General features: G+C 34.4%; 18 protein-coding genes. 4 read left to right on the top strand and 14 right to left on the bottom strand.

Annotated elements, in window-relative coordinates:
- Positions 1-9: 9 nt before the first annotated feature.
- The gene (gene rimM / locus IRZ99_RS04785; RefSeq protein WP_026982649.1) at positions 10-534 is read right to left on the bottom strand and encodes a ribosome maturation factor RimM; all 525 of its coding nucleotides are present in this window, start codon (positions 532-534) and stop codon (positions 10-12) included.
- A 15-nt stretch (positions 535-549) separates the two neighbouring features.
- The gene (locus IRZ99_RS04780) at positions 550-1122 is read right to left on the bottom strand and encodes a 30S ribosomal protein S16 (RefSeq protein WP_194656190.1); all 573 of its coding nucleotides are present in this window, start codon (positions 1120-1122) and stop codon (positions 550-552) included.
- 195 nt (positions 1123-1317) lie between these two features.
- Here IRZ99_RS04780 and IRZ99_RS04775 point away from each other — a divergent pair, with 195 nt between their 5' ends.
- Positions 1318-1809 (top strand): DUF6252 family protein, encoded by a 492-nt coding sequence (locus IRZ99_RS04775; protein ID WP_194656189.1) that lies wholly within the window; start codon positions 1318-1320, stop codon positions 1807-1809.
- Between the two features lie 133 nt (positions 1810-1942).
- Positions 1943-2299, top strand: coding sequence for an RNA-binding protein (locus IRZ99_RS04770; RefSeq protein ID WP_072970243.1), 357 nt, complete (start codon positions 1943-1945; stop codon positions 2297-2299).
- Between the two features lie 131 nt (positions 2300-2430).
- Here IRZ99_RS04770 and leuB read toward each other — a convergent pair whose 3' ends face one another.
- The 8 genes from leuB to IRZ99_RS04730 all read right to left on the bottom strand — a co-directional run bounded on the left by leuB (position 2431) and on the right by IRZ99_RS04730 (position 12747).
- Positions 2431-3492 carry a 3-isopropylmalate dehydrogenase gene (leuB, locus tag IRZ99_RS04765; protein WP_194656188.1) on the bottom strand — a complete coding sequence of 354 codons (1062 nt, stop codon included), beginning with the start codon at positions 3490-3492 and terminating at the stop codon, positions 2431-2433.
- Between the two features lie 121 nt (positions 3493-3613).
- Positions 3614-5134, bottom strand: coding sequence for an alpha-isopropylmalate synthase regulatory domain-containing protein (locus tag IRZ99_RS04760; protein WP_194656187.1), 1521 nt, complete (start codon positions 5132-5134; stop codon positions 3614-3616).
- Positions 5135-5175: 41 nt separating this feature from the next.
- Positions 5176-5748 (bottom strand): O-methyltransferase, encoded by a 573-nt coding sequence (locus IRZ99_RS04755; RefSeq protein WP_194656186.1) that lies wholly within the window; start codon positions 5746-5748, stop codon positions 5176-5178.
- A gap of 101 nt (positions 5749-5849) precedes the next feature.
- Complete coding sequence (gene leuD / locus IRZ99_RS04750) at positions 5850-6446, bottom strand: 3-isopropylmalate dehydratase small subunit (protein WP_110835950.1); 597 nt, start codon at positions 6444-6446, stop codon at positions 5850-5852.
- 107 nt (positions 6447-6553) lie between these two features.
- Positions 6554-7948 carry a 3-isopropylmalate dehydratase large subunit gene (leuC, locus tag IRZ99_RS04745; protein WP_194656185.1) on the bottom strand — a complete coding sequence of 465 codons (1395 nt, stop codon included), beginning with the start codon at positions 7946-7948 and terminating at the stop codon, positions 6554-6556.
- A 496-nt stretch (positions 7949-8444) separates the two neighbouring features.
- The gene (locus IRZ99_RS04740; RefSeq protein WP_194656184.1) at positions 8445-11069 is read right to left on the bottom strand and encodes a carboxypeptidase-like regulatory domain-containing protein; all 2625 of its coding nucleotides are present in this window, start codon (positions 11067-11069) and stop codon (positions 8445-8447) included.
- A 3-nt stretch (positions 11070-11072) separates the two neighbouring features.
- Positions 11073-11852 carry a GLPGLI family protein gene (locus IRZ99_RS04735; protein ID WP_194656183.1) on the bottom strand — a complete coding sequence of 260 codons (780 nt, stop codon included), beginning with the start codon at positions 11850-11852 and terminating at the stop codon, positions 11073-11075.
- Between the two features lie 88 nt (positions 11853-11940).
- The gene (locus IRZ99_RS04730; protein ID WP_194656182.1) at positions 11941-12747 is read right to left on the bottom strand and encodes a GLPGLI family protein; all 807 of its coding nucleotides are present in this window, start codon (positions 12745-12747) and stop codon (positions 11941-11943) included.
- 258 nt (positions 12748-13005) lie between these two features.
- Between IRZ99_RS04730 and dnaE the strand changes: the two genes are divergently transcribed.
- Together dnaE and IRZ99_RS04720 are read left to right on the top strand one after the other, a co-directional pair.
- The gene (dnaE, locus tag IRZ99_RS04725; RefSeq protein WP_194656181.1) at positions 13006-17544 is read left to right on the top strand and encodes a DNA polymerase III subunit alpha; all 4539 of its coding nucleotides are present in this window, start codon (positions 13006-13008) and stop codon (positions 17542-17544) included.
- A 177-nt stretch (positions 17545-17721) separates the two neighbouring features.
- Positions 17722-18693: an outer membrane beta-barrel protein gene (locus IRZ99_RS04720; protein WP_194656180.1), complete on the top strand. Its 972-nt coding sequence runs from the start codon at positions 17722-17724 to the stop codon at positions 18691-18693.
- A gap of 183 nt (positions 18694-18876) precedes the next feature.
- On the opposite strand, the gene IRZ99_RS04715 is transcribed toward IRZ99_RS04720, so the two are convergent.
- The 4 genes from IRZ99_RS04715 to IRZ99_RS04700 form a co-directional block, all read right to left on the bottom strand.
- On the bottom strand, positions 18877-19869 hold the full coding sequence (locus IRZ99_RS04715; RefSeq protein WP_194656179.1) for a Gfo/Idh/MocA family protein: 993 nt from the start codon (positions 19867-19869) through the stop codon (positions 18877-18879).
- A 286-nt stretch (positions 19870-20155) separates the two neighbouring features.
- Positions 20156-22264 (bottom strand): prolyl oligopeptidase family protein, encoded by a 2109-nt coding sequence (locus tag IRZ99_RS04710; protein ID WP_194656178.1) that lies wholly within the window; start codon positions 22262-22264, stop codon positions 20156-20158.
- A gap of 211 nt (positions 22265-22475) precedes the next feature.
- Positions 22476-24683 carry a TonB-dependent receptor gene (locus IRZ99_RS04705; protein WP_194656177.1) on the bottom strand — a complete coding sequence of 736 codons (2208 nt, stop codon included), beginning with the start codon at positions 24681-24683 and terminating at the stop codon, positions 22476-22478.
- Positions 24684-24837: 154 nt separating this feature from the next.
- Complete coding sequence (locus tag IRZ99_RS04700) at positions 24838-25191, bottom strand: hypothetical protein (RefSeq protein ID WP_194656176.1); 354 nt, start codon at positions 25189-25191, stop codon at positions 24838-24840.
- Between the last annotated feature and the right edge of the window lie 49 nt (positions 25192-25240).

Below are 25240 nucleotides of genomic sequence, written 5' to 3'. Positions count from 1 at the left end.
ATCACTTTTTTAAAGGTACATTTCCACAAGCCCTTCAGGCAAGTTCATAATGACTTTTTTATTCTCGCGGTCAATTTTAACCAGGAAATGATCGATCATCGGAATTAACATTTCGACTTCGCCATTTAAAACTTCAAAAAGAGGTTGTGCTGTAGTATCGTTTACAGCAACGATTTTTCCAAAAACGCCTAAACGCTGGTCTTCGATTTCAAAACCAATAACTTCGTGGAAATAAAATTTGTTGCCGGAAAGTTTTGGCAACATACTTAAAGGAAGATAAATAGCATTGCCCATAATAGCATCTGCATCTTCTTCGGTATTCATATCTTCAAAACGAATTCTAAGAAAATCGTTTTTGTGTAAAGAACTTTTTTCAATAAAAAAAGGAACCAAGTGTTTGTTGCATTCAACAAACACTGATTCCAGATTTTCGTATAACTCAGGTTCATCCGTGTCTAAATAAGCCAGAACTTCACCTTTGAAACTAAATTTTTTAGCGATTTTACCTAAATAAAAACATTCTTCTTTACGCATTCTCGCTAGCTAAAATTATGCTTCAGTTGTTTCGTTATTTTCTTCAGCAGCAGGAGCTTCTTCAGTAGCAGTTTCTGCTTCTACTTCAGCAACTTCTTCTTCAACTGCAGGAGTTGCAGCAGCGATAGCGTCAGCTTCAGCCTGAGCTGCAGCAGCTAAACGTTTAGCGTTAACTTCTTGTTCTGCTTTAAAAGCTTTAGCTTTAGCATCAGCTTGCGCTTTTGTTAAACCGTCTTTTTTAGCATCAACTTTTCCAGCTTTAGCTTCTAACCAGGCAGCTAATTTAGCATCAGCTTGCTCTTGAGTTAAAGCACCTTTACGAATACCTCCATCAAGGTGGTGTTTCAATAAAGCACCTTTGTAAGAAAGAATTGCTCTAGCAGTATCAGTTGGTTGTGCACCATTGTGTAACCATTTTACAGCGCTGTCAAGGTTTAATTCAACAGTTGCAGGGTTAGTGTTTGGATTGTAAGTACCGATTTTTTCTAAGTATTTACCATCTCTTTTTGAGCGTGCATCTGCAGCTACAACCCAGTAAAAAGGTTTTCCTTTTTTACCGTGTCTTTGTAATCTAATTTTTACTGACATAATCTTATGATTAAATTTTGAGGTACTCGACCTCTGTTAATTAAGGGCGCAAAGATATAATTTTTTTATGAATTATGCGTTCCAAACAGTATTAAATATATTTAAGGTGAATTTTTATCATTTTTAGACGGTTTTAGGACCCCTTTTTTAAATATTTATTTCAAATAAGGTACTTTTGCAGCAAATTCATTCTATATGAAAAAAATCTTTTATTTTTTATCACTTCTTTTTATCCTCTCATCTTGTACCGAGGATATAAAATTCAATAATCCGGCCTTTCAGGGCTTAAAAGACAACGTTTTTTGGAAATCTAATGGGTATGTAGCAAATTCAGCAACAAATGAAAACATTGTTATTGAAGGAACTCTAGGTTATGAAAAAGTGATTTTACAAATACCATCTTCTGAAGTGCAAACATATGTTCTTGGAATAGATGATGTTGCAATGGCATCTTATTCAAATACTTTTCCCGGACAACTGGAGGAATTTAGTACAGGTGAAAATAAAGGCAATGGTCAGATTGTAGTTACAGAATTTAATAGTGAGACAAATACAATTTCAGGAACATTTAAATTTACCGCTCTTAATAAGGATGAAACTGATGCTGAGAACCCTAAAGTTACTTTTACAGAAGGTGTTTTTTATAAAGTTCCTGTTTCGCCGACTAGTAACTTCGTAGTAAATTAATTTTTAATTTGCGATAGATTGATTTTAGTGGTTTCTGCTTTTTTAAATCAAAATAAAAACATAAATAAACTAATATATAGTAGATTAGAGAAAAATAAGATTACATTTGCTACATTATTATAAATAAGTACATATGAACATTTTTGTTGGAAGCCTTCCATTCAGTATTGAGGAAGCAGATTTAAGAGAGTCTTTCGAGGCTTACGGAGCAGTAGATTCAGTTAAAATCATTACTGATAAATTTACAGGAAGAAGCAAAGGTTTTGGTTTTGTTGAGATGCCAAACGATGCTGAAGCTCAAAAAGCAATTGATGAATTGAACGGAGCTACTGTTCAAGGTCGTGCAATTGTTGTTAATAAATCTGAACCGAAACCTGAAGGTGAAAGAAGAAGCTTTAACAATAACAGCCGTGGTGGAGATTCACGCGGAGGTTATGGTGGAGGAAACAACCGTGGTGGAAATGACCGTGGTGGTAGAGGAGGATATTAATATTTTTTTCTAAATATATAAAAGGGATCAACGAAAGTTGATCCCTTTTTTTTGTTTAAATGTTTCAAGTTTCAGGTTTCAGGTTTCACGTTCCAGTAAACTTGAAACCTGAAACCTGAAACAAAAACAAACTATAAGTTAGCAACAAGCCAATCTCCAACTTCGCTGGTTTTGTATGCTTTAGTTCCTTTTGCAGCTAAATCTTCAGTAACAATCCCTTGCTCTAATGATTTGTTTACAACCGTTCTAATTGCTTCAGCTTCGTCTTTTAATCCGAAAGCATCTTCGAACATCATCGCTGCAGATAAAATAGTCGCTAATGGGTTAGCAATATTCAATCCTGTTGCCTGAGGGTAAGATCCGTGGATTGGTTCGTATAGTGAAGTATGCTCTCCAACAGAAGCAGAAGGCATTAATCCCATAGAACCTGAAATTACAGAAGCTTCGTCTGTTAAAATATCTCCGAATAAGTTTTCAGTAATCAATACATCATAAGAGTTTGGCCATTGAACCAAACGCATTGCAACAGCATCAACGAACTCATAAGAAACAGTAACTTCCGGATAATCTTTTTCCATTGCCTGAACAGTTTCTCTCCATAAACGTGAAGTTTCCAAAACGTTTGCTTTATCAACACAACACAATTTTTTACTTCTTGTCATTGCTAATTCAAAACCTTTTTTAGCTAAACGCTGAACTTCAGCTCTTGTGTAAACACAGTTATCAAAAGCAGTTTCTCCGTTGTCTTTTCTTCCTTTTTCTCCAAAGTAGATTCCGCCAGTTAATTCTCTTAAGAAAACCAAATCAGTTCCTTCGATTCTTTCTCTTTTTAAAGGAGAATTGTCAATTAAAGATGGAAAAGTAAAAGTTGGGCGTACGTTAGCGAACAACCCTAATTTTTTACGCATCAATAATAATCCCTGCTCCGGACGAACTGGTGCGCTTGGATCGTTATCGTATTTTGGGTGACCAATTGCCCCAAACAAAACAGCATCAGCTTTCATACAAATTTCATGCGTTTCATCAGGATAAGGAACTCCAACGGCATCAATTGCACAAGCTCCGGTAAGCGCTGGCGTCCAGGTTATTTCGTGATTGAATTTTTTTGCAATAGCATCAGATACTTTTACAGCTTCATTGATTACTTCCGGTCCGATTCCGTCACCGGCTAAAAGGGCTATGTTAAATTTCATTATTTTTAGTATTTTGTTTGTTATTAAGGTTCAAAGTGGCAAAGGCTCAAAGGTTCAAAGTTTAAAAAGATAAAGAGAGAAAGCCTTTGTTTCTCTGTAACTTTGAACCTTTGTTCCTTTTCTAAGCAATTACATTCAACATCTTTTGTGTCGCAATAATTGCTGCAACCGTTTGATCTGAATCTAAGCCTCTTGTTTTAAATTCTTTTTCGTTGTTTACCCAGGTGATGATTGTTTCACATAAAGCGTCAGAACTACTTCCTGGTGGAATTCGCACTGCATAATCAATCAATTTTGGGAGCGTTAGTTTTTTGCTTTTGTAGATTTTAGCTAAAGCATTCATAAAAGCATCAAACTGGCCATCGCCTTGTGCATTTTCTTCGATGATTTCATCGCCGAATTTCAAGCATAAAGTTGTTGATGGACGCATTCCTTTTGAGTGAACCAATATATAGGACTCAATTTTTATCTTTTCTTCGTAAGTATGACTGTCCAAAACATCAGAAATAATGTATGGCAAATCTTCTTTGGTAACCGTTTCTTTTTTATCACCTAATTCGATGATTCTTTGGGTAACTAATTTTAAATCTTCCTGATTTAATTTCAAACCTAATTCCTGAAGATTTTTCTCAATATTGGCTTTTCCAGATGTTTTTCCTAAAGCGTATTTTCGTTTTCTTCCAAAGCGTTCCGGAAGTAAATCATTAAAGTATAAATTGTTTTTATTGTCACCGTCAGCGTGAATTCCGGCAGTTTGCGTGAAAACATTATCACCAACAATTGGTTTGTTGGCAGGAATTCTATATCCGGTAAAAGTTTCAACAAGCTTGCTTACAGTATATAAGGAAGTCTCCTTAATATTGATGCTAACTTCCGGTAAATAGTCATTTATAACAGCAACAGTACTTTCCAGTGGCGCATTTCCTGCTCGTTCGCCCATTCCGTTTACGGTTACGTGAAGTCCATTTATGCCTGCTTTTATCGCTTCCATAACATTGGCAACGCTTAAATCATAATCGTTGTGTGCGTGAAAATCAAAATGAATTGTTGGATATTTTGCTCTGATTTTTGAAAGAAATTCGAAAGTCAGGGACGGAATTAAAACGCCCAAAGTATCGGGTAATAAAATTCTTTTTACAGGCTGAGTAGCTAAAAAATCCAGAAACTGAAAAACATATTCAGGAGAATTTCGCATTCCGTTGCTCCAATCTTCCAGGTAAACATTGGTTTCAATATTATTTTCTTTCGCTAAAGCGATGATTTGTGCAATTTCAGAAAAGTGTTGTTCCGGAGTTTTTTTTAATTGATGCGTTAAGTGATTCATTGAACCTTTGGTTAATAAATTTTGCACTTTAGCGCCTGCTTTTTTCATCCATTCAATCGAAACTCCACCGTCTACAAAAGAAAGAACTTCAATACGATTAATATATCCCCGTTCTTCAGCCCAGGTTGTAATGCCTTTTACGGCTTGAAATTCTCCTTCACTTACGCGAGCTGAAGCAATTTCGATTCTATCAATATTTAATTCCTCCAACAATAATTGTGCAATGGTTAATTTTTCTGCAGCAGAAAATGATACTCCTGAGGTTTGTTCACCATCACGAAGCGTCGTATCCATTATTTCAATTTTTCTTTTTTCCATTATAATATTGTTTGCTTTTAAAGCATGAGTAATCTTAATATTTATATTTTGGTTATCAGAATTAATCCGGTAGACCAACACATTTTTGTTAATTGAATGTCCGTTCTGTTTTCTAAATCCTGAATCAGTTTTTCAACATTTTTGTCATGATTTACTGGCCAGTTTTTTTGAGGAAGCATATCATCTATTAAATAGATACCGCCTGAATTCAATAAGTTTAGAGTTTCGTCTAAAACGACATATTTCCCAGGCCATGCATCAGCAAAAATCAAATCAAATTTTGAATCTGTATAATTCAAAATCCATTGTTCCGCATCTTCACAAACGAATGAAACATTTGATTTCTGAAAATATTTTTTTGCAATGTCTTGGTATTCTGCTGAATTATCAATTGAAATTAAGTTTGAATTTTCGCTCATTCCTTCAATCATCCACGCAAGTGATAATCCGGTTCCGGTTCCTAATTCTAAAAAGCGACCGTCTTTTTTTGTTGCTGTTAATGTTCGAAGAAAACTTCCTGTTTGTAAATCAGACGGCATTGAAAACGCAATTTTTTCAGAATCAGTTTTGATTTCCGAATAAAATTTTGGCAATACAATGTTGTTGTCATTCATTTTTTAGAAAGAGTTTCTGATTCAAAAATTAAAATCAAAAGCAGTTACAAAGCCCAACTATAGAATTGAAACTTACGTAACTGCATTTAAGTTGGTTGTGTTTAGTAAGGAAGCTTATCGGCGAAAGCCACAATATCTTCCTTAATATTTTGTAAATAATCAATGTCATCAAAACCATTGATCATGTTGTTCTTTTTGTAACCGTTAATTGCAAAAGACTCTGATTGACCTGTTGCCAATAAAGTAATCGTTTGGTTTGGTAAGTTGATTTCTAATTGGGTATTAGGATCAGCTTCGATTGCTTTAAAAATTGTATCAGCAAATTCAGGGCTAACCTGAACTGGCAAAACACCAATATTTAAACAGTTTCCTTTAAAGATATCAGCAAAGAAACTTGAAACTACCGCTCTAAAACCGTAATCGTAAACTGCCCATGCAGCGTGTTCTCTTGAAGATCCTGAACCGAAGTTTTTTCCTCCAACCAGAATTTTTCCGCTATAAGTTGAATCGTTTAAAACGAAGTCAGCTTTTGGAGAATCATCTCCGTTATATCTCCAGTCTCTGAAAAGATTATCTCCAAAACCTTCACGTTTTGTAGCTTTTAAGAAACGAGCCGGAATGATTTGATCTGTATCTACGTTCTCAATTGGCAGTGGCACTGCACTGCTGGTAAGTATATTAAATTTATCGTATGCCATTTAATTTTAGATTTTTGGATTTTAGATTTTAGATTTTCTGAAAATGAGAATCTATGTTAAACCTAAAAGCAATTTTATTGATTTTTTGAAATTGTTATTGCCATTGACTAGAACAGCTCTCTTGGATCTGTCAATTTCCCTGTAACAGCAGCAGCGGCAGCCATAATTGGACTCGCTAATAATGTTCTTGAACCAGGACCTTGACGACCTTCAAAGTTTCTGTTTGATGTACTCACCGCATATTTTCCAGCTGGAACTTTATCATCGTTCATTGCTAAACAAGCTGAACATCCTGGCTGACGTAATACAAAACCAGCTTCAGTTAAAATATCTAAAATACCTTCTTCCTTAATTTGAGCCTCAACAACGTGAGAACCCGGAACTAACCAAGCGGTAACATTATCTGCTTTTTTTCTTCCTTTTACAATTTCCGCGAAAGCTCTAAAATCTTCAATACGTCCGTTTGTACAACTTCCTAAGAAAACATAATCAATTGGTTTTCCAATCATCACGTCATCTTCGTGGAAGCCCATGTAAGCAAGTGATTTCTTGTAAGTTTCCTCACCACCTTCAACTTGGTTAGCGTTTGGAATATGTTTTGAGATACCAATTCCCATTCCAGGGTTAGTACCATAAGTAATCATTGGTTCAATGTCTGAAGCTTTGATGTTTAATTCAGCATCAAAAACAGCATCGGCATCCGTTTTAAGTGTTTTCCAGTATTCAACAGCTTTAGTCCAGGCTTCGCCTTTTGGAGCATATAATCTTCCTTCAAGGAAATCAAAAGTGGTTTGGTCAGGAGCGATCATACCTCCACGGGCACCCATTTCGATACTTAAGTTACAAACGGTCATACGTCCTTCCATTGTCATGTTTTCAAAAACATCTCCAGCGTATTCAACAAAATAACCTGTACCTCCAGAAGTAGTTAATTGTGCAATAATATAAAGTGCAACATCTTTTGGACCGACACCTTTGCTCAATTGACCGTTTACGTTGATACGCATTTTCTTTGGTTTAGGCTGCATAATACATTGTGTAGAAAGCACCATCTCAACCTCAGAAGTTCCGATACCAAAAGCAATAGCTCCAAAAGCACCGTGAGTAGAAGTGTGAGAATCTCCACAAACAATAGTAGCACCTGGCAAAGTAATTCCGTTTTCAGGACCAACTACGTGTACAATTCCATTTTTAATGTGACCTAATCCCCAGTGCGAAATTCCATATTCAGCAGCATTATCTTCAAGCGCTTTAAGCTGATTTGCAGATAGTGCATCTTCAACTGGTAAATGTTGGTTTATGGTTGGTGTATTGTGATCTGCAGTTGCAAAAGTACGCTCTGGGTAAAGAACCTTAACGCCTCTGGCTTTTAATCCTAAAAAAGCAACAGGACTCGTAACTTCATGAATGAAATGACGGTCAATAAAAAACACATCTGGTCCATCTTCAATTTTACGCACTACATGTGAATCCCATACTTTGTCAAATAATGTCTTACTCATTTTTTATTTTTTTTAATTGTAATTTCTATAATCACAGCAATCTTCTGATAATAGCAAAACAAAAGTAAAAAAAGATACAAAGTGGTCAATTTCAATATTTCATTATATACGATACCCAAACTAAAATACAAATTGCTATTCGTATTTATACGTTTAATTTTGGCCGGAAAATGAAAGATAAATTGGTTTTGTTTTTCTTTTTCTCGTTAATTTTGATTGAATTGCTTTTAATTTTAATAGTTTGCAAATTTATCTCAAAATCAATACAAAATGCAGTATTTTCTTTTAAAAAATGTAACAAAATGAATAAAAATAGTAATAATTGTTAGTTTTGGATTCTCTTTTAGGATTTAAGAAGTTGTCAATTAATATGATTTTAAAGCCTAAAAAATCAATTTAGAATGGATATTGGTAAGTTCAATTTTAATTCAAATACTACGACATCCAAGAAGTGTATTTTTATGAAAATTTAGGAAAGAAAAGGGAAAATGAAGTTTTAAAATCGATACTTTACGGTTGCTAATAAATATCTTGGAACAAGTCTTATCGTTGATTTGTAAGAAGTATAATTGTCTAATGTTACCAGTGTAAATTCATTTTGATTTGAAATATTATTAAATAACAATCTATAAGAGAATCTGCTTTTTTCTGGCGTACAATTAACTATGAGATTAATGAAAGTGTAATTTTTGGAATTCATTTCATAAAAAGTACTATTAAATTCAGCCAGCCATGTTTTTGAAATTTTATAATTGCAATTGATGAAAGCATCTTTTGTTTCATTAGACGTAATGATGCTGTTGAAGTTTGTTTGATAATAGTTATAGTTAAACCCAAAGTCAAAATTGACAGGAATGTTATAATAAGTGGTTGCCGAAAAAGTATATAGACTATTATAACTTTTTAAATTAGAAAATTCCTGACTGTTTACTTTTGTTGGATTGTTGCTCCAGTTTTGGCGTGTTTCTAATTTCGTTGCCCATTTTAATTTTCTAAAATAGTTAACAAGACTAAAATTACCATTAAAGCTTTCGCCACCTTCTGTGATAATGTAATTTTGAAAGTTGAAATTCTCAGTTATTTCATTTTCGCTATTGAGTGTCTTTTTCGATTTGATGTACGATAAATTAGTGTCGATTGAAAATCTTTTTTCGTCGTTGTAAAAGGCATGAGAAAATGAAATAATTTTATTTTGTAAGAAATCGACAGTTATGATTCCTTTCGTAAAAGTTCTATAATCTGTAAGAAGATAGTCAGTTGTAAGGAAATTAATTTCTGGAAATGAATTATTTTTAGCATAAGAAATACTAAAATTTCCTATACTTGTTTTTTCTAGTTTAAAAGTGAAATTTGGATTTAGAAGAGAGTAGTTTTTCTCAAAATTATTTCTTCTAAAATTGTTTTGAATGTATTTTAAATTGGCTGTAAAATTTGCTTTTACGCTAAAATTGTATCGAACTGCCCCATCCAAAGAAAAGAAAGACTGCTTTAATTTAGTATTAACTTCATAGTCTGTATTATTGTTTTGGTCAATAAAAAAATTAGAGAAAATAGATTCGTTGCTTTTTTCATATTGAAAAGTTAGTGCTGTTTCTAAGGTTCTATATTTTGAAATCAATTTGTTTTTTATTCCAAAATATTGGTTTTTATTATCTGTATTTTGTTTAATTAATGCGTTGGGATTTGTTTGTAAAAATTCATTTAGAAATGGAGATTTTAGATTGTTTTTCTCATTCAAATTATCATTTCCAAAATAGAAATAATTATGCAGTATAGTTCTGTTTGTTATGCTGTACGTGTGATTGAAATGATTGTAAAAAGTTTGATTTTTATTATTTGAACTCTGATTTATAACTGCATTATTAAATAGTAAATTAGAATTTATGGTGTTTGGGTTGTTTTTGTAAATAAAAAGATTGGTAAGATAATTGTCGTCGTTACCTAAGTATTTCAATTCTATTTCACCTGAAGAAAGCGATTTTTTGCTGATATAAGCATTAGCTTCATTATTAATTATCGGAGTTTCGCCAACATTATAAATCGTTTCAGAAATGGAATTCTGAATTTGATTATCATTAGTAAAATAGCCAACTCCTCGAATGGTTAACGAAGGTTTTATTTTTGAAGTAAAGCTTAATGAATTGAAAAATGCTTTGTTAAAAATGCTTTGTGATTTACTAAAAGAGCTGTTTTCATTACTATTGATAGTATATTGTTTTTTTGCAGCCTTTTCAATTCTATCTTCTCCAAAAACGCTGGAACTTATAATTGCATCTTGGATTAATGAACTTGCTTTTTCTCCGGAATTATTATAATCGGCAAGATAAAAAAGCTTTATTTTCTTTTTTAGAAGACCAAGGTTTATGCCCTCTTTCCAGCGATTTTCTGAAACTATTCCGGCACCGGCAGTAATATTTCCAAACCAAATATTTTGTTTGTCTTTTTTTAGTTTCAAATTCAGGGCGACTTTGTCTGAATTATTCATTTTTTTTAAGATGGGGTTGTCCTCAAATGCATCGATAATTTGCACTGCATCTAATACTTTGCCATCTAAGTTTTTGGATAGTAATTTATAGTTTTTATCAAATAAGTCTTCTCCTTCAATGAGTAATTTGTCAATTGATTTACCATGTGCTTTTATAGAACCATCCTTTTGGACTTCAATTCCGGGTAGTTTTTTTAGGACATCTTCGACTGTTTGCTCAGTATTATTTAGGAAGGAAGAAACTTTTATAGTGGTGGTATCTTGATCTCTTTTTATTTTTTTATAGGATTCGATCACTACTTCTTTAAGGTTTTCTTCTTTGGATTCTAAAGTAATGGAGTGTTGGATACTCGTTTTGTTTTCAATTAGTATGGTGCTTCTTTCTTTGGTAAATCCTAAACTTGAAATTTCAATAATTATTGATTTGTCTTTTGGCTGGTCAATTTCCAATTCGTAGTAACCATTTTCATTGGTAAAGCAATATGATAAAGTGTTGTCATTACTATCCATAATAACAACAGAAGCACTTTCGATGCCTCTGTTTGTATTATCTTTTATGATTCCTGAAACTTTTGTATTTTGAGAAAATAATAAAACGGGGAGTATCGCCAGTAAAACGATAAGTAGTTTCTTCATTTGCTAAAACTCAATAAATAGATCTGAAATTTTTGGTTCGTTAAAGTAAACACCAGAGAATTTTTTTTGTGCCATTTTTTGTTTGGCATCCTGCTTGTCTCGTGTTTCTTTTTGAAAAACCTGAAACTCTTCAAAAGTTATAAAATTCATTTTTTTAGGGAGACTAATATATTTTACAGTTTCTTTAGAGTTTGTCGGGTATTCAATACTTTTAAAATACCATTTGTACATTTTCTTATCGTCACTAACTTCCAAAATAAGGCCAGGTAATCCTTGAAATTTCCATGGTCCGAATGGCACAGCTATTTCAGGATTATACCATGCCGTATAATTACGTCCTCTAAAGAAAGTCGAGGCTTTTTTACACGTAAAATTCCCTATTTTTTTTGTTTCGTTAATAAGTTTCCAGTTTATTTTAGGTACAATTTCCTTTACGTGAACTTTTTTTCCATCAATATAACTAGACCACATTGTTTTTTTTGGAATATTATACACAGTTTCTGACCCTGAGGAACTGGTAGGCAAGCCAGAGTTTATGCCCATGGTTTTTGTGTCATCATTTACAATTATTTTCTCTTCTTTTTTTGTCTCGGCTTTTTCTAAACTATCTTTTGCTGTGACATAATAAGATTGGTCTTTGCTAAAGATCATGTAAGAATTGAAATCAAGAGAATAAGGGGCTCCTTCTGCGGTCGTACGATAGCCATAATAAACAATACCTTTATTTTGAGCGGTACTTATCAAAAAATTTAGAAAGGCTAGAAGGATTATTATTTTTTTCATTTTTAGAAAGCTTTATGCTGTTTTTCAATTTGTTAATAAGCTTTAAACTTTAGGTTTATGAAAGCGTAATTAAAAAAAGTTTAAAATTTCATTCTGTAATTTCTTTGAAATTTTGCTCTATTGTTCCCTTTTCTGATGGAGATGAAGTTGGAACTTCTTTATCTGCCATTAACATTCGTTCGTAAACTCTTTGCAAATGATCGTTACAGAATTTTATATAACCTTTTCGATCCATCCAATTTATAGTTTTTTTGTCTGTGCTTTTTATAAAATCAATAGGAGTTTTATTGGTAGTCGGATATTCAATACTTTTAAAATAGTAATTAATTTCCTGACTGCTATCATAAGCTTCAAGAATTAAACCAGGTAAGCCTTGTAATTTCCATGGTCCGTAAGGTAAGGGAATTTCGTTAGTGTACCATGCAATATATTCTCTCCCTCTAAATTGTGTAATAGCTTTGTTACATGTGAATCTTCCTATTTTTTTAGTTTCATTTTGAAGATCCCATTTAAATAAAATTTTTTTTTCAGCAACATATTGAAAGCCATTTTTTAAAAAACTACTCCAAACACTATCTTTTTGTAAACTGGTAAATACCTGGCTTCCGTTTTCTGTTGCAGGTAGCCCGGCTGTATAAAGTGTAGTTCCTCCTTGTCTATTTGGGAAATTATTCATTAATGCATCTAAAGAGTCTTTTTGGCTCACATAACTGGATTCTTTTTTATTAAAAACTAAAGTTGCCAGGCGTTCTTTACCATTTTTACTTCCAAAGTAACTGCTTTCAATTTGTCCGTAATAAACGATTCCTTTATTGCTGTTTTGTGAGAAGCATAAATGTTGAAATAATAATAAAATTAATATCGTTTTGGTAAATTCTTGTTGATTTGAAGACATCTGGTTTCTCGGTGTTATAAATGTAAAGAAAGAAAATTTAGAAAGACATTATTTGTTTTAACAAAAATTTAACGTGTATTATCTTTGAAAATAACGATCCAATAATAGTTGATTGATCTATTTTCTTTCCCAAAAAAAAGCGTAAATTTGGACTTCCTCCATATTCTATATATCGTTTTTCATAGTCCATATAATCAATGATTTACAATGGTAAGAATTGGAATTTGGAATTTATAAAATTGCCTTTTTAGAAAACGTATGTATTTAATATTCGATACCGAAACAACCGGATTACCAAAACGCTGGGACGCCCCAATTACCGATTCTGACAACTGGCCTCGTTGTATTCAGATTGCATGGCAGCTCCATGACGAAATGGGACAGCTTATAGAGCATCAGGATTATTTGGTAAAACCGGACGGATTTAATATTCCGTATGATGCCGAACGTATTCACGGAATTTCGACTGAATTGGCTGAAGCCGATGGAATCACGCTGGTCGAAGTTTTGGAGAAATTCAATATTGCTTTAAGCAAAACCAAATTTATTGTGGGTCAGAATTTAGGTTTTGACGTCAATATTATGGGAGCCGAATTTCATAGAATGGGTGTGGATTCTCCAATGAGTACGATGCCGGTTTTGGATACTTGTACCGAAGTTACTGCTTCATTATTAAAACTTCCCGGAGGTCGTGGAGGAAAATTCAAATTGCCAACATTAACAGAATTACACGAATACCTTTTTAATAAACCTTTCGCGGAAGCGCACAATGCAACTGCCGATGTTGAGGCAACTACGCGTTGTTTTTTAGAATTAATTAGAAGAGAGGTTTTTACCAAAGAAGAATTAGATGTTCCGAAGGATTATTTCAAAGAATTTCAGGAAAGAAATCCAGAGGAATTTCCGTTAATCGGATTAAAACACATCAATTTAAAAGCGGCTTCTGATAAAATCAGAGAGCAAATTAAAGCTTTACAGGTTGATGATGTACAAACAACGGTTTCAGCTTCAGACAGAGAAGATTTTAAAGCGGCAAAATATGCGCATTTACATAATCATACGCAGTTTTCGGTTCTTCAATCGACTATAGGTATTGCAAATATTGTTGCGGCTACAGCCAAAAACGGAATGCCGGCCGTTGCCATGACCGATACCGGAAACATGATGGGGGCTTTCCATTTTGTGAGCGCTGTCATGAACCACAACAAAGCGGCATCCGGAAAGAATAAAGCTTTAGTTGAAGCTGGAGAGGAACCAACAGAAACCGAAATAAAACCAATCGTAGGTTGTGAATTTAATGTCTGCGAAAATCACTTAGATAAAAGTAAAAAAGACAACGGAAACCAGGTTGTGTTATTGGCCAAAAATAAAGCCGGTTATCACAATTTGGCAAAAATGTCGTCGATCGCTTTTACAGACGGTTTTTATTATGTTCCGAGAATTGATCGGAATATCATCGAAAAATACAAGGGAGATATCATGGTTTTGTCCGGGAATTTATACGGAGAAATCCAAAGTAAAATTCTGAACATCGGTGAAAACCAGGCCGAAGAAGCTTTGATTTGGTGGAAAGAACAATTTGGAGATGACTTTTATCTGGAAGTCATGCGCCACAATCAGGAAGATGAAAATCGTGTAAACAAAACCCTGATTGAGTTTTCTAAGAAACATAATGTCAAGTTAATCGCGACAAACAATACTTATTATTTAAATAAAGAAGATGCCAATGCACACGATATTTTATTGTGTGTAAAAGACGGTGAAAAACAGGCAACGCCAATTGGTCGTGGCCGTGGTTACCGTTATGGATTACCCAATCAGGAATACTATTATAAGTCGGAAGAAGAGATGAAAAAACTCTTTTCTGATCTTCCTGAAGCTATTATCAACATTCAGGAGATTGTCGACAAGGTTGAAGGATATTCACTTTATCGTGATGTATTACTTCCAAAATTTGATATTCCGGAGGAATTTGTTGTTGCTGAAGACGAAGCTGATGGTGGTGTTCGAGGTGAAAATAAATATTTGCGACACCTTACTATGGAAGGTGCCAAAAGAAGATATGGTGAAATTACAGAATCGATTCAGGAACGTTTGGATTTTGAGTTACTAACGATTTCAAATTCCGGATATCCGGGTTACTTTTTGATCGTTCAGGATTTCATCGCCGAAGCCAGAAAAATGGATGTTTCGGTAGGACCGGGACGTGGATCTGCTGCCGGTTCAGCGGTAGCCTATTGTTTAGGAATTACAAACATTGACCCAATTAAGTACGATTTGCTTTTTGAGCGTTTCCTTAATCCGGATCGTGTATCCATGCCCGATATTGATATCGATTTTGATGACGAGGGTCGTGGTCGTGTTATGGATTACGTAATTAATAAATACGGTAAAAATCAGGTTGCTCAAATTATTACTTATGGTAAAATGGCAACCAAATCAGCAATTCGTGATACGGCGCGTGTATTGGATTTACCATTGTTTGAAGCCGATAGAATTGCCAAATTGATTCCGGCAATGATGCCGTCAAAGTGGAATTTGGCGCGTTTTATTTCTGAAAACGAAGATGAGGTTAAAAAAGCGCTTCGTTCAGATGAGTTTGATAATGTAAAAGAATTGATCGCTATTGCCAATGAGGATGATTTAGCCGGAGAAACGATTCAACAGGCAAAAATCCTTGAAGGATCGATGCGAAATACAGGAATTCACGCCTGTGGGGTAATCATTACACCATCGGATATTACGAATTTCGTTCCCGTTACCACCGCAAAAGATTCCGACTTATATGTAACACAGTTTGATAACTCGGTTGCTGAAAGTGCCGGATTGCTGAAAATGGACTTCCTGGGTCTGAAGACCCTTACATTGATAAAGGATACGGTTAAACTGGTAAAATACAGAACCAATATTGATCTGGATCCTGATACATTTCCTATTGATGATCCGGAAACGTACGCACTTTTCCAAAGAGGAGAAACGGTTGGAATCTTCCAGTACGAGTCGCCCGGAATGCAGAAATACATGAAAGATCTGAAGCCGACGGTTTTTGGAGATTTAATTGCGATGAACGCCTTGTACCGTCCGGGACCTTTAGAATATATTCCGTCTTTCGTTCGAAGAAAGAATGGTGATGAAGAAATCAAATACGATTTAGATGCCTGTGAAGAATATTTAGGAGAAACGTACGGAATTACAGTTTATCAGGAGCAAGTAATGCTTTTGTCGCAATCGCTGGCTGACTTTACAAAAGGTGAGGCCGACGTTTTGCGTAAAGCGATGGGTAAGAAACAAAAGGACGTACTGGATAAAATGAAGCCTAAGTTTGTGGAACAAGCATCGGCAAAAGGACATGATGCAAAGGTTTTAGAGAAAATCTGGAAAGACTGGGAAGCATTTGCGAGTTACGCCTTCAACAAATCACACTCGACTTGTTATGCCTGGATTGCATACCAAACCGCTTATTTAAAAGCGCATTATCCAGCGGAGTACATGGCTGCGGTACTTTCGAATAACATGAATGACATCAAGCAGGTTTCGTTTTTCATGGAAGAGTGTAAGCGTATGGGCTTACAGGTTTTAGGTCCGGATGTAAATGAATCGTATTATAAATTTACAGTAAACGACAGTTATGCTGTCCGTTTTGGAATGGGTGCTATCAAAGGTGTGGGTTCCGGAGCTGTAGCAACAATTGTGGAAAACAGAAAAGACGGAAGATATAAATCAATTTTTGATTTAGCGAAACGTATCGATTTACGTGCCGCCAATAAAAAAGCAATTGAAAACTTAGCTTTAGCAGGTGGTTTTGATTCCTTTGAAGGAACAACAAGAGCACAATATTTTCATGATGATGGTGATGGAATTACCTTTTATGAAAAGGCGATGCGTTATGGATCGAAGTTTCAGGAAAATGAAAACTCATCTCAGGTAAGTTTGTTTGGAGAAGCCAGCGAAGTTCAGATTGCCGAACCAGTTGTTCCTCCATGTGAAGACTGGAGTACCATGGAAAAATTGGCTAAAGAGAAAGAAGTTGTCGGAATTTATATTTCGGGACATCCTTTGGACGATTTTAGATTTGAGATGAAATACTTCTGCAACGCCCGATTGGAAGCGTTGAAAAGTATGAATGAATATGTGGGGAAAAATTTAAATTTTGCAGGAATCATCAATAACGTACAGCATCGTGTGGCCAAAAACGGAAAAGGCTGGGCGGTATTTAATTTAGAAGGATATGATGAAAGTTATGAGTTTAAGATTTTTGGTGAAGAATACTTGAAATTTAGACATTTCCTGATTCAGAATAACTTTGCTTATTTGAAAATTTTAATAAAAGATGGCTGGGTAAACCACGATACAGGTAAAAAGTCTGATCCAAGACTTACGTTTGTTGAGGTTCGACAATTACAGGATGTATTGGAGGCTTTTGCTAAAAAATTGATTCTGCTGTTGAATATTAAAGATTTACAAACTGATTTTATTCATACGCTGAGTCATTTATTTAATGCTTATAAAGGAGATAATTCGGTGACTTTTGAAATCATGGAATTAGAAAAAATAAAACGCTTAGTTGAGGTGGAAACCAATACTGATTTTGAAGAAACCGAAGAGGCTGTTTTTGTCGATGAAAGTGAAGATGCAGATTCGCCATTAGAGGAAACCAAAATTCAGGAAGTAAAAGAGGTTGAGGAAATTAAGGTAGTGACCAAGTTAACGATGCCAAGCAGAAGATTAAAAGTGAGAATTTCGACAGAGTTATTACAGGAATTAGAAAAACTTCAGATAAATTTTAAGCTGAATTAAATTTTAACAGTTAAATTTTAGAATTATGTAAAATTTTTATGTTAAAAATATGCATGCATAATACTTTTTTAGTAATATTGCCCCAAATTACAACGTTTTCGTTCCAAGTCTAACTTTGCAAACCAAAAAAATATGTTAAAATATTTTATGTTTGCATAAATTAATTAAATCAGAATTATGAAAAAGAACCTATTTTTATTAGGATTATTAGTTTGCTCTATGGCCACAATGGCGCAAACAGAAAAAGCAGATAAACCAGAAAGCTGGTACTTTAAATTAGGAGGATCTTATTTTAATCAAACTGCTTCGACAGAATTTCCAGAAGTTGGAGGTCAGGCACCAAACAGAGATGTTTATCAAGGTACTCTAACAAATAATAAATTGGTTTCAAGAGAAGGTATTACAGGTTCTTTTGGACAAGGTTTCAGATCTGGAATTACTGCTGGTTATCGTTTTTCTACACGTTTAGGAGTTGAGATGTCTGCTAACTACTATATTAGTAATAGCAAGACAATGGCTCAAACTACTGATAGACTTTATGGTTTTAACCCTGCAAATAACGTAGCTACTTACATTAGTTTCACAGCTGATGGGCAAATTAAGGCTTTTGATTTAGCACCAGCTATTGTAATGTTTTTAGGTGAGGCTCATGGTTTTGAACCTTACACTAAAGTTGGAGTTATTGTTCCAATTCACGGTACATTAGATATTAAAACGGATAGAGAATTAGTGTCTTATGTTGGTAATAACGTAGTAAGTACATCTAATATTTACTCTAAAGATGTAGTAAAACCAAATCCAACAATTGGATTTATGGCTGCTTTAGGTACATCTTATAAATTAGGAAAACACATTTCTGCTTTTGCTGAATTAGAATACCGTAACTTTACTGTACACGGAAAAACTAAAGAGACTACTGAATATACAGTGAATGGACAAGATGCTTTAGCAACTAGAACTACATCACAAATTCATACAAATTACCACGAAAAATTAGATGTAAATTCTAATAACCCTTTGTTTAATCCAAATACAACTACAGCAGATACGGCAGATACTACACGTCCTAATGATAAAATGGACGAATTAAGTTCTTATGTTGGAATCTCTGGTTTAGGTTTGACTTTAGGTCTTAAATACAGCCTATAATTCTAAAGAAATTTATAGTTTATAAAAAAAGGATATTCATTTGAATATCCTTTTTTTTTGTTTGTCCTCCTGAGGAACGAAGGATCACACAAGAAATTCCGCAAAGTGAGGTACCAATCTTTGTCGAGCTACTAGTGTGATCCTTCGTTCCTCAGGAGGACAATACTAGTCGACAAAATCATTCTATTTCGAATTCCTAAACTCCTTCAAAACTTCATCCATAACCCAAGTTGTTCTGGCTGCAGAAGTTCCTTTTGATGGATTTATGCCTTCATTACCTAAAAGTTCTGCAACTACAGTTTCTATAAGAGGTTGTTGAATATGCAAAGGATTTTCAATCGTAATACTTTCTTTTTCTCCGTTTGGATATTGAATATGAATAGGATCGTTCCCGAAAGTTGAAAAAGAAATCTTTCCTTTATTGCCCACAATTTCAGTATTGTCATAACGTTCGAAACTGGCGAAATTCCATAAGCCCGTTCCGTGAATTCCGTTTTCGAATAAAAAGGACATCGAAACCGAATCTTCGGCAGGATAAGCTTTAAGCTGAGAACTTGCGTAACCACGAACAGATTTGATCGGACCTAAAACAAAATCAAGAAAATCTAAAGTATGACAAGCTAAATCAACAAATATTCCGCCACCTGAAATATGCGGTAAAACTGTCCAGGGCAAATTAATTTCGTCATCATAACGCTGTTCAAAAGGATGGTATAAAACGCAATTTACATGTCTAACAGTTCCAATTTTATTCTGATCAATTAGCTCTTTTATTTTTAAGAATCTTGGTAAACTTCTTCTATAGTACGCTACAAATAATGGAACATTGTGCTCTTTACAAACTGTAATCATCTCGTTGCATTCTTCAAATGTCAAAGCCATTGGTTTTTCTACATAGACAGGTTTTCCTGCTTTGGCACACAAAATAGTGTATTCTTTATGAGAGGATGGAGGCGTAGCAATATACACGGCATCAACTTCAGGATCGTTGATTAAATCTATAGCATTAGAATACCATTTTGGAACATTATGACGTTTGGCATAATCTTCGGCAAGTTTGGCATCTCTTCGCATTACAGCAACCAATGCAGAGTTTGGAGTTTTTTGAAAGGCCGGGCCACTTTTAACTTCCGTTACATTTCCACAACCTATAATTCCCCATTTTATGATTTTCATCTTTCGGTTTTTTAGTTTTTCAAATTTAAGCGAAAAGGATTATTTAAAAAAGGTTCGCCACGAATTCACGAATTATTTTTTCACGCTCCCGATAGCTATCGGGATAAAAAGATTTAAGCAGATGCACACAGATTTTTTTTCTTTTAAAATCAAATTAATCTGCCTAAATCTGCAGAATCTGCGTGAAACAAATTCTAGGCAGTCTTGAAAAAAATAGCCACGAATTCACGAATTAAAATCAATATTAATTCGTGAATTCGTGGCTAAAAAAAACTTAAGCTTTACTTTATTTTTTCGGCAAAGCAGTAAAGTCCATATTGTAAAGCGTGAACGCCTGTACATCTACATTTTCCTGAATAGAGGCTGCAACCGATTTTCCTGCTCCGTGACCTGCTTTTACATCAATACGAATTAAAACTGGATTGTCTCCAGTTTGTTTGTCCTGTAATTCAGCAGCAAATTTAAAACTGTGTGCCGGGACAACACGGTCATCATGATCACCAGTTGTAACCATTGTTGCGGGATATTTAACTCCAGGTTTTACATTTTGAACAGGAGAATACCCTTTTAAATATTCGAACATTTCTTTATTGTCCTGAGCTGTTCCATAATCATAGGCCCATCCTGCACCAGCTGTAAAAGTATGGTAACGCAACATGTCCATAACACCCACTGCTGGCAATGCTACTTTCATTAAATCCGGACGTTGAGTCATTACGGCTCCAACTAATAAACCTCCGTTAGAACCTCCTCGAATCGCTAAGAAATCTGATGAGGTATATTTTTGAGCGATTAAGTATTCACCAGCCGCAATAAAATCATCAAACACATTTTGCTTTTGAAGTTTTGTTCCTGCATCATGCCATTTCTTTCCGTATTCACCACCACCTCTTAAATTAGCAACCGCATAAACGCCTCCATTTTCCATCCAGACAGCATTTGCAATACTGAAACTTGGTGTCAAACTAATATTAAATCCACCATAACCATAAAGAACCGTTGGATTTTTACCATTTAATTTTAATCCCTTTTTATAAGTAATAATCATTGGGATCTTAGTGCCGTCTTTTGAAGTATAGAAAACTTGTTTAGATTCATAATCTTCACTTTTGAAATCAACTACCGGTTTTTGATAAATTTCAGATTTGCCTGATTTTGGTTCTAATGAATAAATTGTTCCCGGTGTCGTGTAGTTTGTAAAACTATAGTATAAAGTTTTTTCGTGTTTTTTTCCTCCAAACCCACCTGCAGTTCCTACTGACGGTAGTTTAATCTCGCGAACTAATTTTCCATTATAATCGTATTGTTGTACGAATGAAACCGCATCTTTAGTATAGTTGGCAAAAAAGTATCCACCACCCGTTGAAGGCGATAAAATGTTTTGTGTTTCTTTGATGAAATCTTTCCAGTTTTCCGGTTTAGGATTACTCACATCAACCGTTACAACACGTTTGTTAGGAGCATTTAAATCGGTTTCAATAAACAATTTGCTTCCTTCATTTTCGATAATGGTGTTATCACTGTTGAAGTTGTCTATAATAGTTACAATTGGACTGTTTGCAACTGTTAAGTCTTTGATGTATAATTCGTTTCCATAAGTAGAATTTGAAGCTGAAATCACTAAGTAACGATCATCTTCCGTTACATATCCACCAACATATCTTCTTTTTTGATCTGCTCCAAAAATAAGTTTGTCGTCTTTTTGCGAAGTTCCCAATTTATGAAAATACAATTTATGCTGATCTGTTTTAGCAGACAATTCGCTTCCTTTTGGTTTATCATAACTTGAATAATAAAACCCTTCATTACCATGCCATGAAATGCCGCTGAATTTTATATCGATTAAAGTATCTTCTAAAACTTTCTTAGAAATAGCATCAATAATAATTACTTTTCTCCAGTCACTTCCGCCTTCAGAAATGGCGTAAGCCGCTTTTGATCCATCTTTAGAAAAATCCATTCCACCAAGTGAAGTTGTTCCGTCTTTAGAAAAAGTATTCGGATCTAAAAAAACTTCTTCTTTTCCATCAGAACCTTTTCTGTAGATTACCGATTGATTCTGAAGTCCGTTATTTTTAGAATAATAAGTATATTTTCCTTCTGTAGAAGGAGCGCTTATTTTTTCATAATTCCAAAGTGTTTCCATTCGTTTTTTAAGTTCATCACGAAACGGAATTTTATCCAAATAGCTATAAGTAACTTTGTTTTCAGCTTGTACCCAGGCTCCGGTTTCGGCAGATTTATCATCTTCAAGCCAGCGATATGGATCACTTACTTTAGTGTCAAAATAGACATCGACAGTTTCACCTTTTTTTGTTTCCGGATATTGAATTTTATTTTGTCCAAATGAAATTCCTGCAGTTGTAATTGCCATTATAAGAAATGTTTTTTTCATTGTTTAAGTTTAGCGGTTGTAACAAAAATAGTGGTTTTTGTGTTATAGAAAGTGATTTAACCACAAAGAGCGCAAAGATTTTTCCTATGCTTGGTTTTGTAAAAACACAAAGTTCACAAAGCTTTGTGTTGATTCTAACTTTGTGAACTTTGTGTTTTCTAAAGATGTTTTTAAATAAAAATCTTTGTGCACTTTGTGGTTAATCTAGCTGCTACAGATTAAAGTTAACGCCCAAAACGATGTTTCTTCCAATATTAGGAATACCGTCTGTTTTTAATCTTGAAAGGTGTGCAATGTATTCTTTATCAAATAAATTGTTTCCGTTCAGGTTAACATCAAAAGCAGTTTTACCCAATTTTACCGTTCCTCCAAAACCTAAGTTTACTAAAGTATAACCTTTTGAAGCCGTTTCAAAACCACTCACATTGTCTTGGTTAAAAGTTGAAGAAACGTTTAAAGTTGCAAAACCTTCCTGAAACCAATCTTTAATTTTGAATTCGGTTCTAATGGTATTATTCCAATTATTAGCCGGAATTAAAGGCAAATAATCTTTATTGTCTTTTTTACCTGTTACAGTTTCAAAACTTGTCTCAAAATGCAACCAGTCTAAGGGATGCGGGTGAAAGTGCAATCCGGCTTCACCACCAAACAATTGTGCGTTATCCTGTACATAGGCAAAAACGTCATTATCATCGATAACATCTCCGGTTGGCGAAGTGTAGATGTAGTTGTTTACGTGGTTGTAAAACCCGTTTACGAAGAACTCAAAATGCGAATTTTTATATTCTAAGTTTAAATCGGTCTGAACGTTTTGCTCTGTTTTTAAATTCGGATTTCCAATTTCATAACGATTGGTTCCTTCATGAACTCCGTTTGAAGTTAATTCGGCTAAATTGGGCGCTCTAAATCCTGTTGCAACATTCAATCGAAGTGTTAAAGGCTCAGCTAATTTGGTTTTATATCCTAACGATGCATTAAAGCTGTCGAAAGATCTGTCTAAAGCTTCAAAATAACCTTCTTCACCTGAAATTCCGTGTTCTTCAGAAGTTATATTTCTATTGTCAAAACGCAATCCGGCTTGTAAAACACTGTTGTTCCATTCGTAATTCGCCGTTCCAAAAACACCAAAATCATTTGTAGTGGCATCCGGAATCAAAAATTCTTCACCAAAATTAGTGTTGGTCTGATGCATTCCCTGAACACCCAAAATCGTTTCAATTTTGCCCATTTTTGGGAAATGATACTTCGCGTTGTAATTGAAAGTATTCAGTTTCATTCTTAAAGAAGCGTCATTGCTGTCTTCAAATTCGCTTCTGTCATTGGCGATATAGCCTAAATCAACATCTAATTTTGAGTTTTCAAAAAAGATCACATTGTTTAAACTTAACAAATGATTGAAAATTCCCTGTCTTGGAAATAGGGTGTTTTTACTTGAAGACTGCTCTCCAATTCCGTCTTCTGGAATTCCAAGATCTAACTTATTGTAGTTGTATCTTAAAACACTGGAAAAACTTGAATTGCTATATCCGATTCCGGTTTTAAAATCGGTTTCGTTATAACGAGAATTTGTTACGCGGTCGCCATCGGCAATTTTATAATCGGAGTGCGTATTGAAACTTCCTCGCGCTAAAAATTTCCAATTGTCTGTAGATGTTTTTAATCCAATTGATGAGTTGCTTCCTTCTGTATTAGTGAAATATTTTTGACTGAAATTAGCTTTGAAAGTTCCAGCATCGGCAAATTTTTCAGGATTGAAATACAACACACCGCCCAAAGCATCAGAGCCGTATAACAAGGAAGCTGGTCCTTTAATAACTTCAACACTTTCAATTCCGGCATCGTTTAATCCTAATCCATGTTCGTCTCCAAACTGTTGATTTTCGATACGAACACCTTGAGAGTAAACCAAAACACGATTACCGCTCAAACCTCGAATAACCGGTTTTCCGATAGAAGTTCCGGTTGAAATCTGAGAAACTCCCGGAATGGTTGCCAAACCTTCAATCAAAGTTGAAGTTCCTTTTTGCTGTAATGTTTTGATGCTTTCATGCTCAATTTTCATTACGTTTTGCGATTGCAATTTATTAAAAGGGGTTGAAACTACAACTTCATCCATTTCTAAAATAGATTCTAAAAGTGTAATATCAAGTGTGTTTTCTTTTACTAATTTGGCAATGGTTTGATTCTGATTAGCATATCCAACATAAGAAAATGCAAGACGAAGACTTCCGTTCGGAAGATTTTTCAGTTCGTATTTCCCGTTTTCATCTGTTGTAGTTCCTTTATGTAATTCAGGAGCATAAACGGATACTCCTGGTAATGGTTGATTTTGAGCATCGGTTACAATACCTGAAACCGAATTTTGTGCAGAAAGTATGCCTGAAAACCCTAAAATAAGGGCTAATATGATTTTTTTCATTTGAAAATGATGCTATAGTTTAATTGAATTTTCTTGAGAATAAAAACAGAAATCAAAGCAAACTTGCCAATCCTGATAAGTATCAAGATGGAAAATTTATTTTTCGTCGAATTTTATAATTAAGAATTTGGTTTTATTTCGAGTATTTCGAAATCTAAGAAACTATAGCTGCGGGTGGGCCACGTAATAAATAAGCACTTCGTGAAAATGAAAAAACACTCTCAGGAATGGTAAAGAAATAAGGAATTTCTTTATGAAAAGTGCGAAACTGAAAAGCAAAATCTTCAGGAAGAATATAACTTCCAAAAGCAAAATGACAAACGTAACACAAATCATAATTATGATGCTGATGCGTTATTTCGCCACTTGGATCACTATAATCGTGATGACATTGTTTTTCTGAAAGTTGCTTTACAATATGCTCATAACTGTGTATCGACTGAAACAATATTGAGAACAATATTGTCAGCGCGAAAGAAACACTTAATATGAGCTGCTTTTTTTTCATGCAGGACAAAGGTATAAAAGAGCAATGAAAAATTGACTCATTTTTCGGA

Origin of the sequence: Flavobacterium sp. LC2016-12 (assembly GCF_015351595.1) — a bacterium.
In the GTDB taxonomy this organism is placed as follows: domain Bacteria; phylum Bacteroidota; class Bacteroidia; order Flavobacteriales; family Flavobacteriaceae; genus Flavobacterium.
The sequence above is the reverse complement of the archived record's forward strand: the minus strand, read 5'-3'. Positions and strand labels throughout refer to the sequence as shown.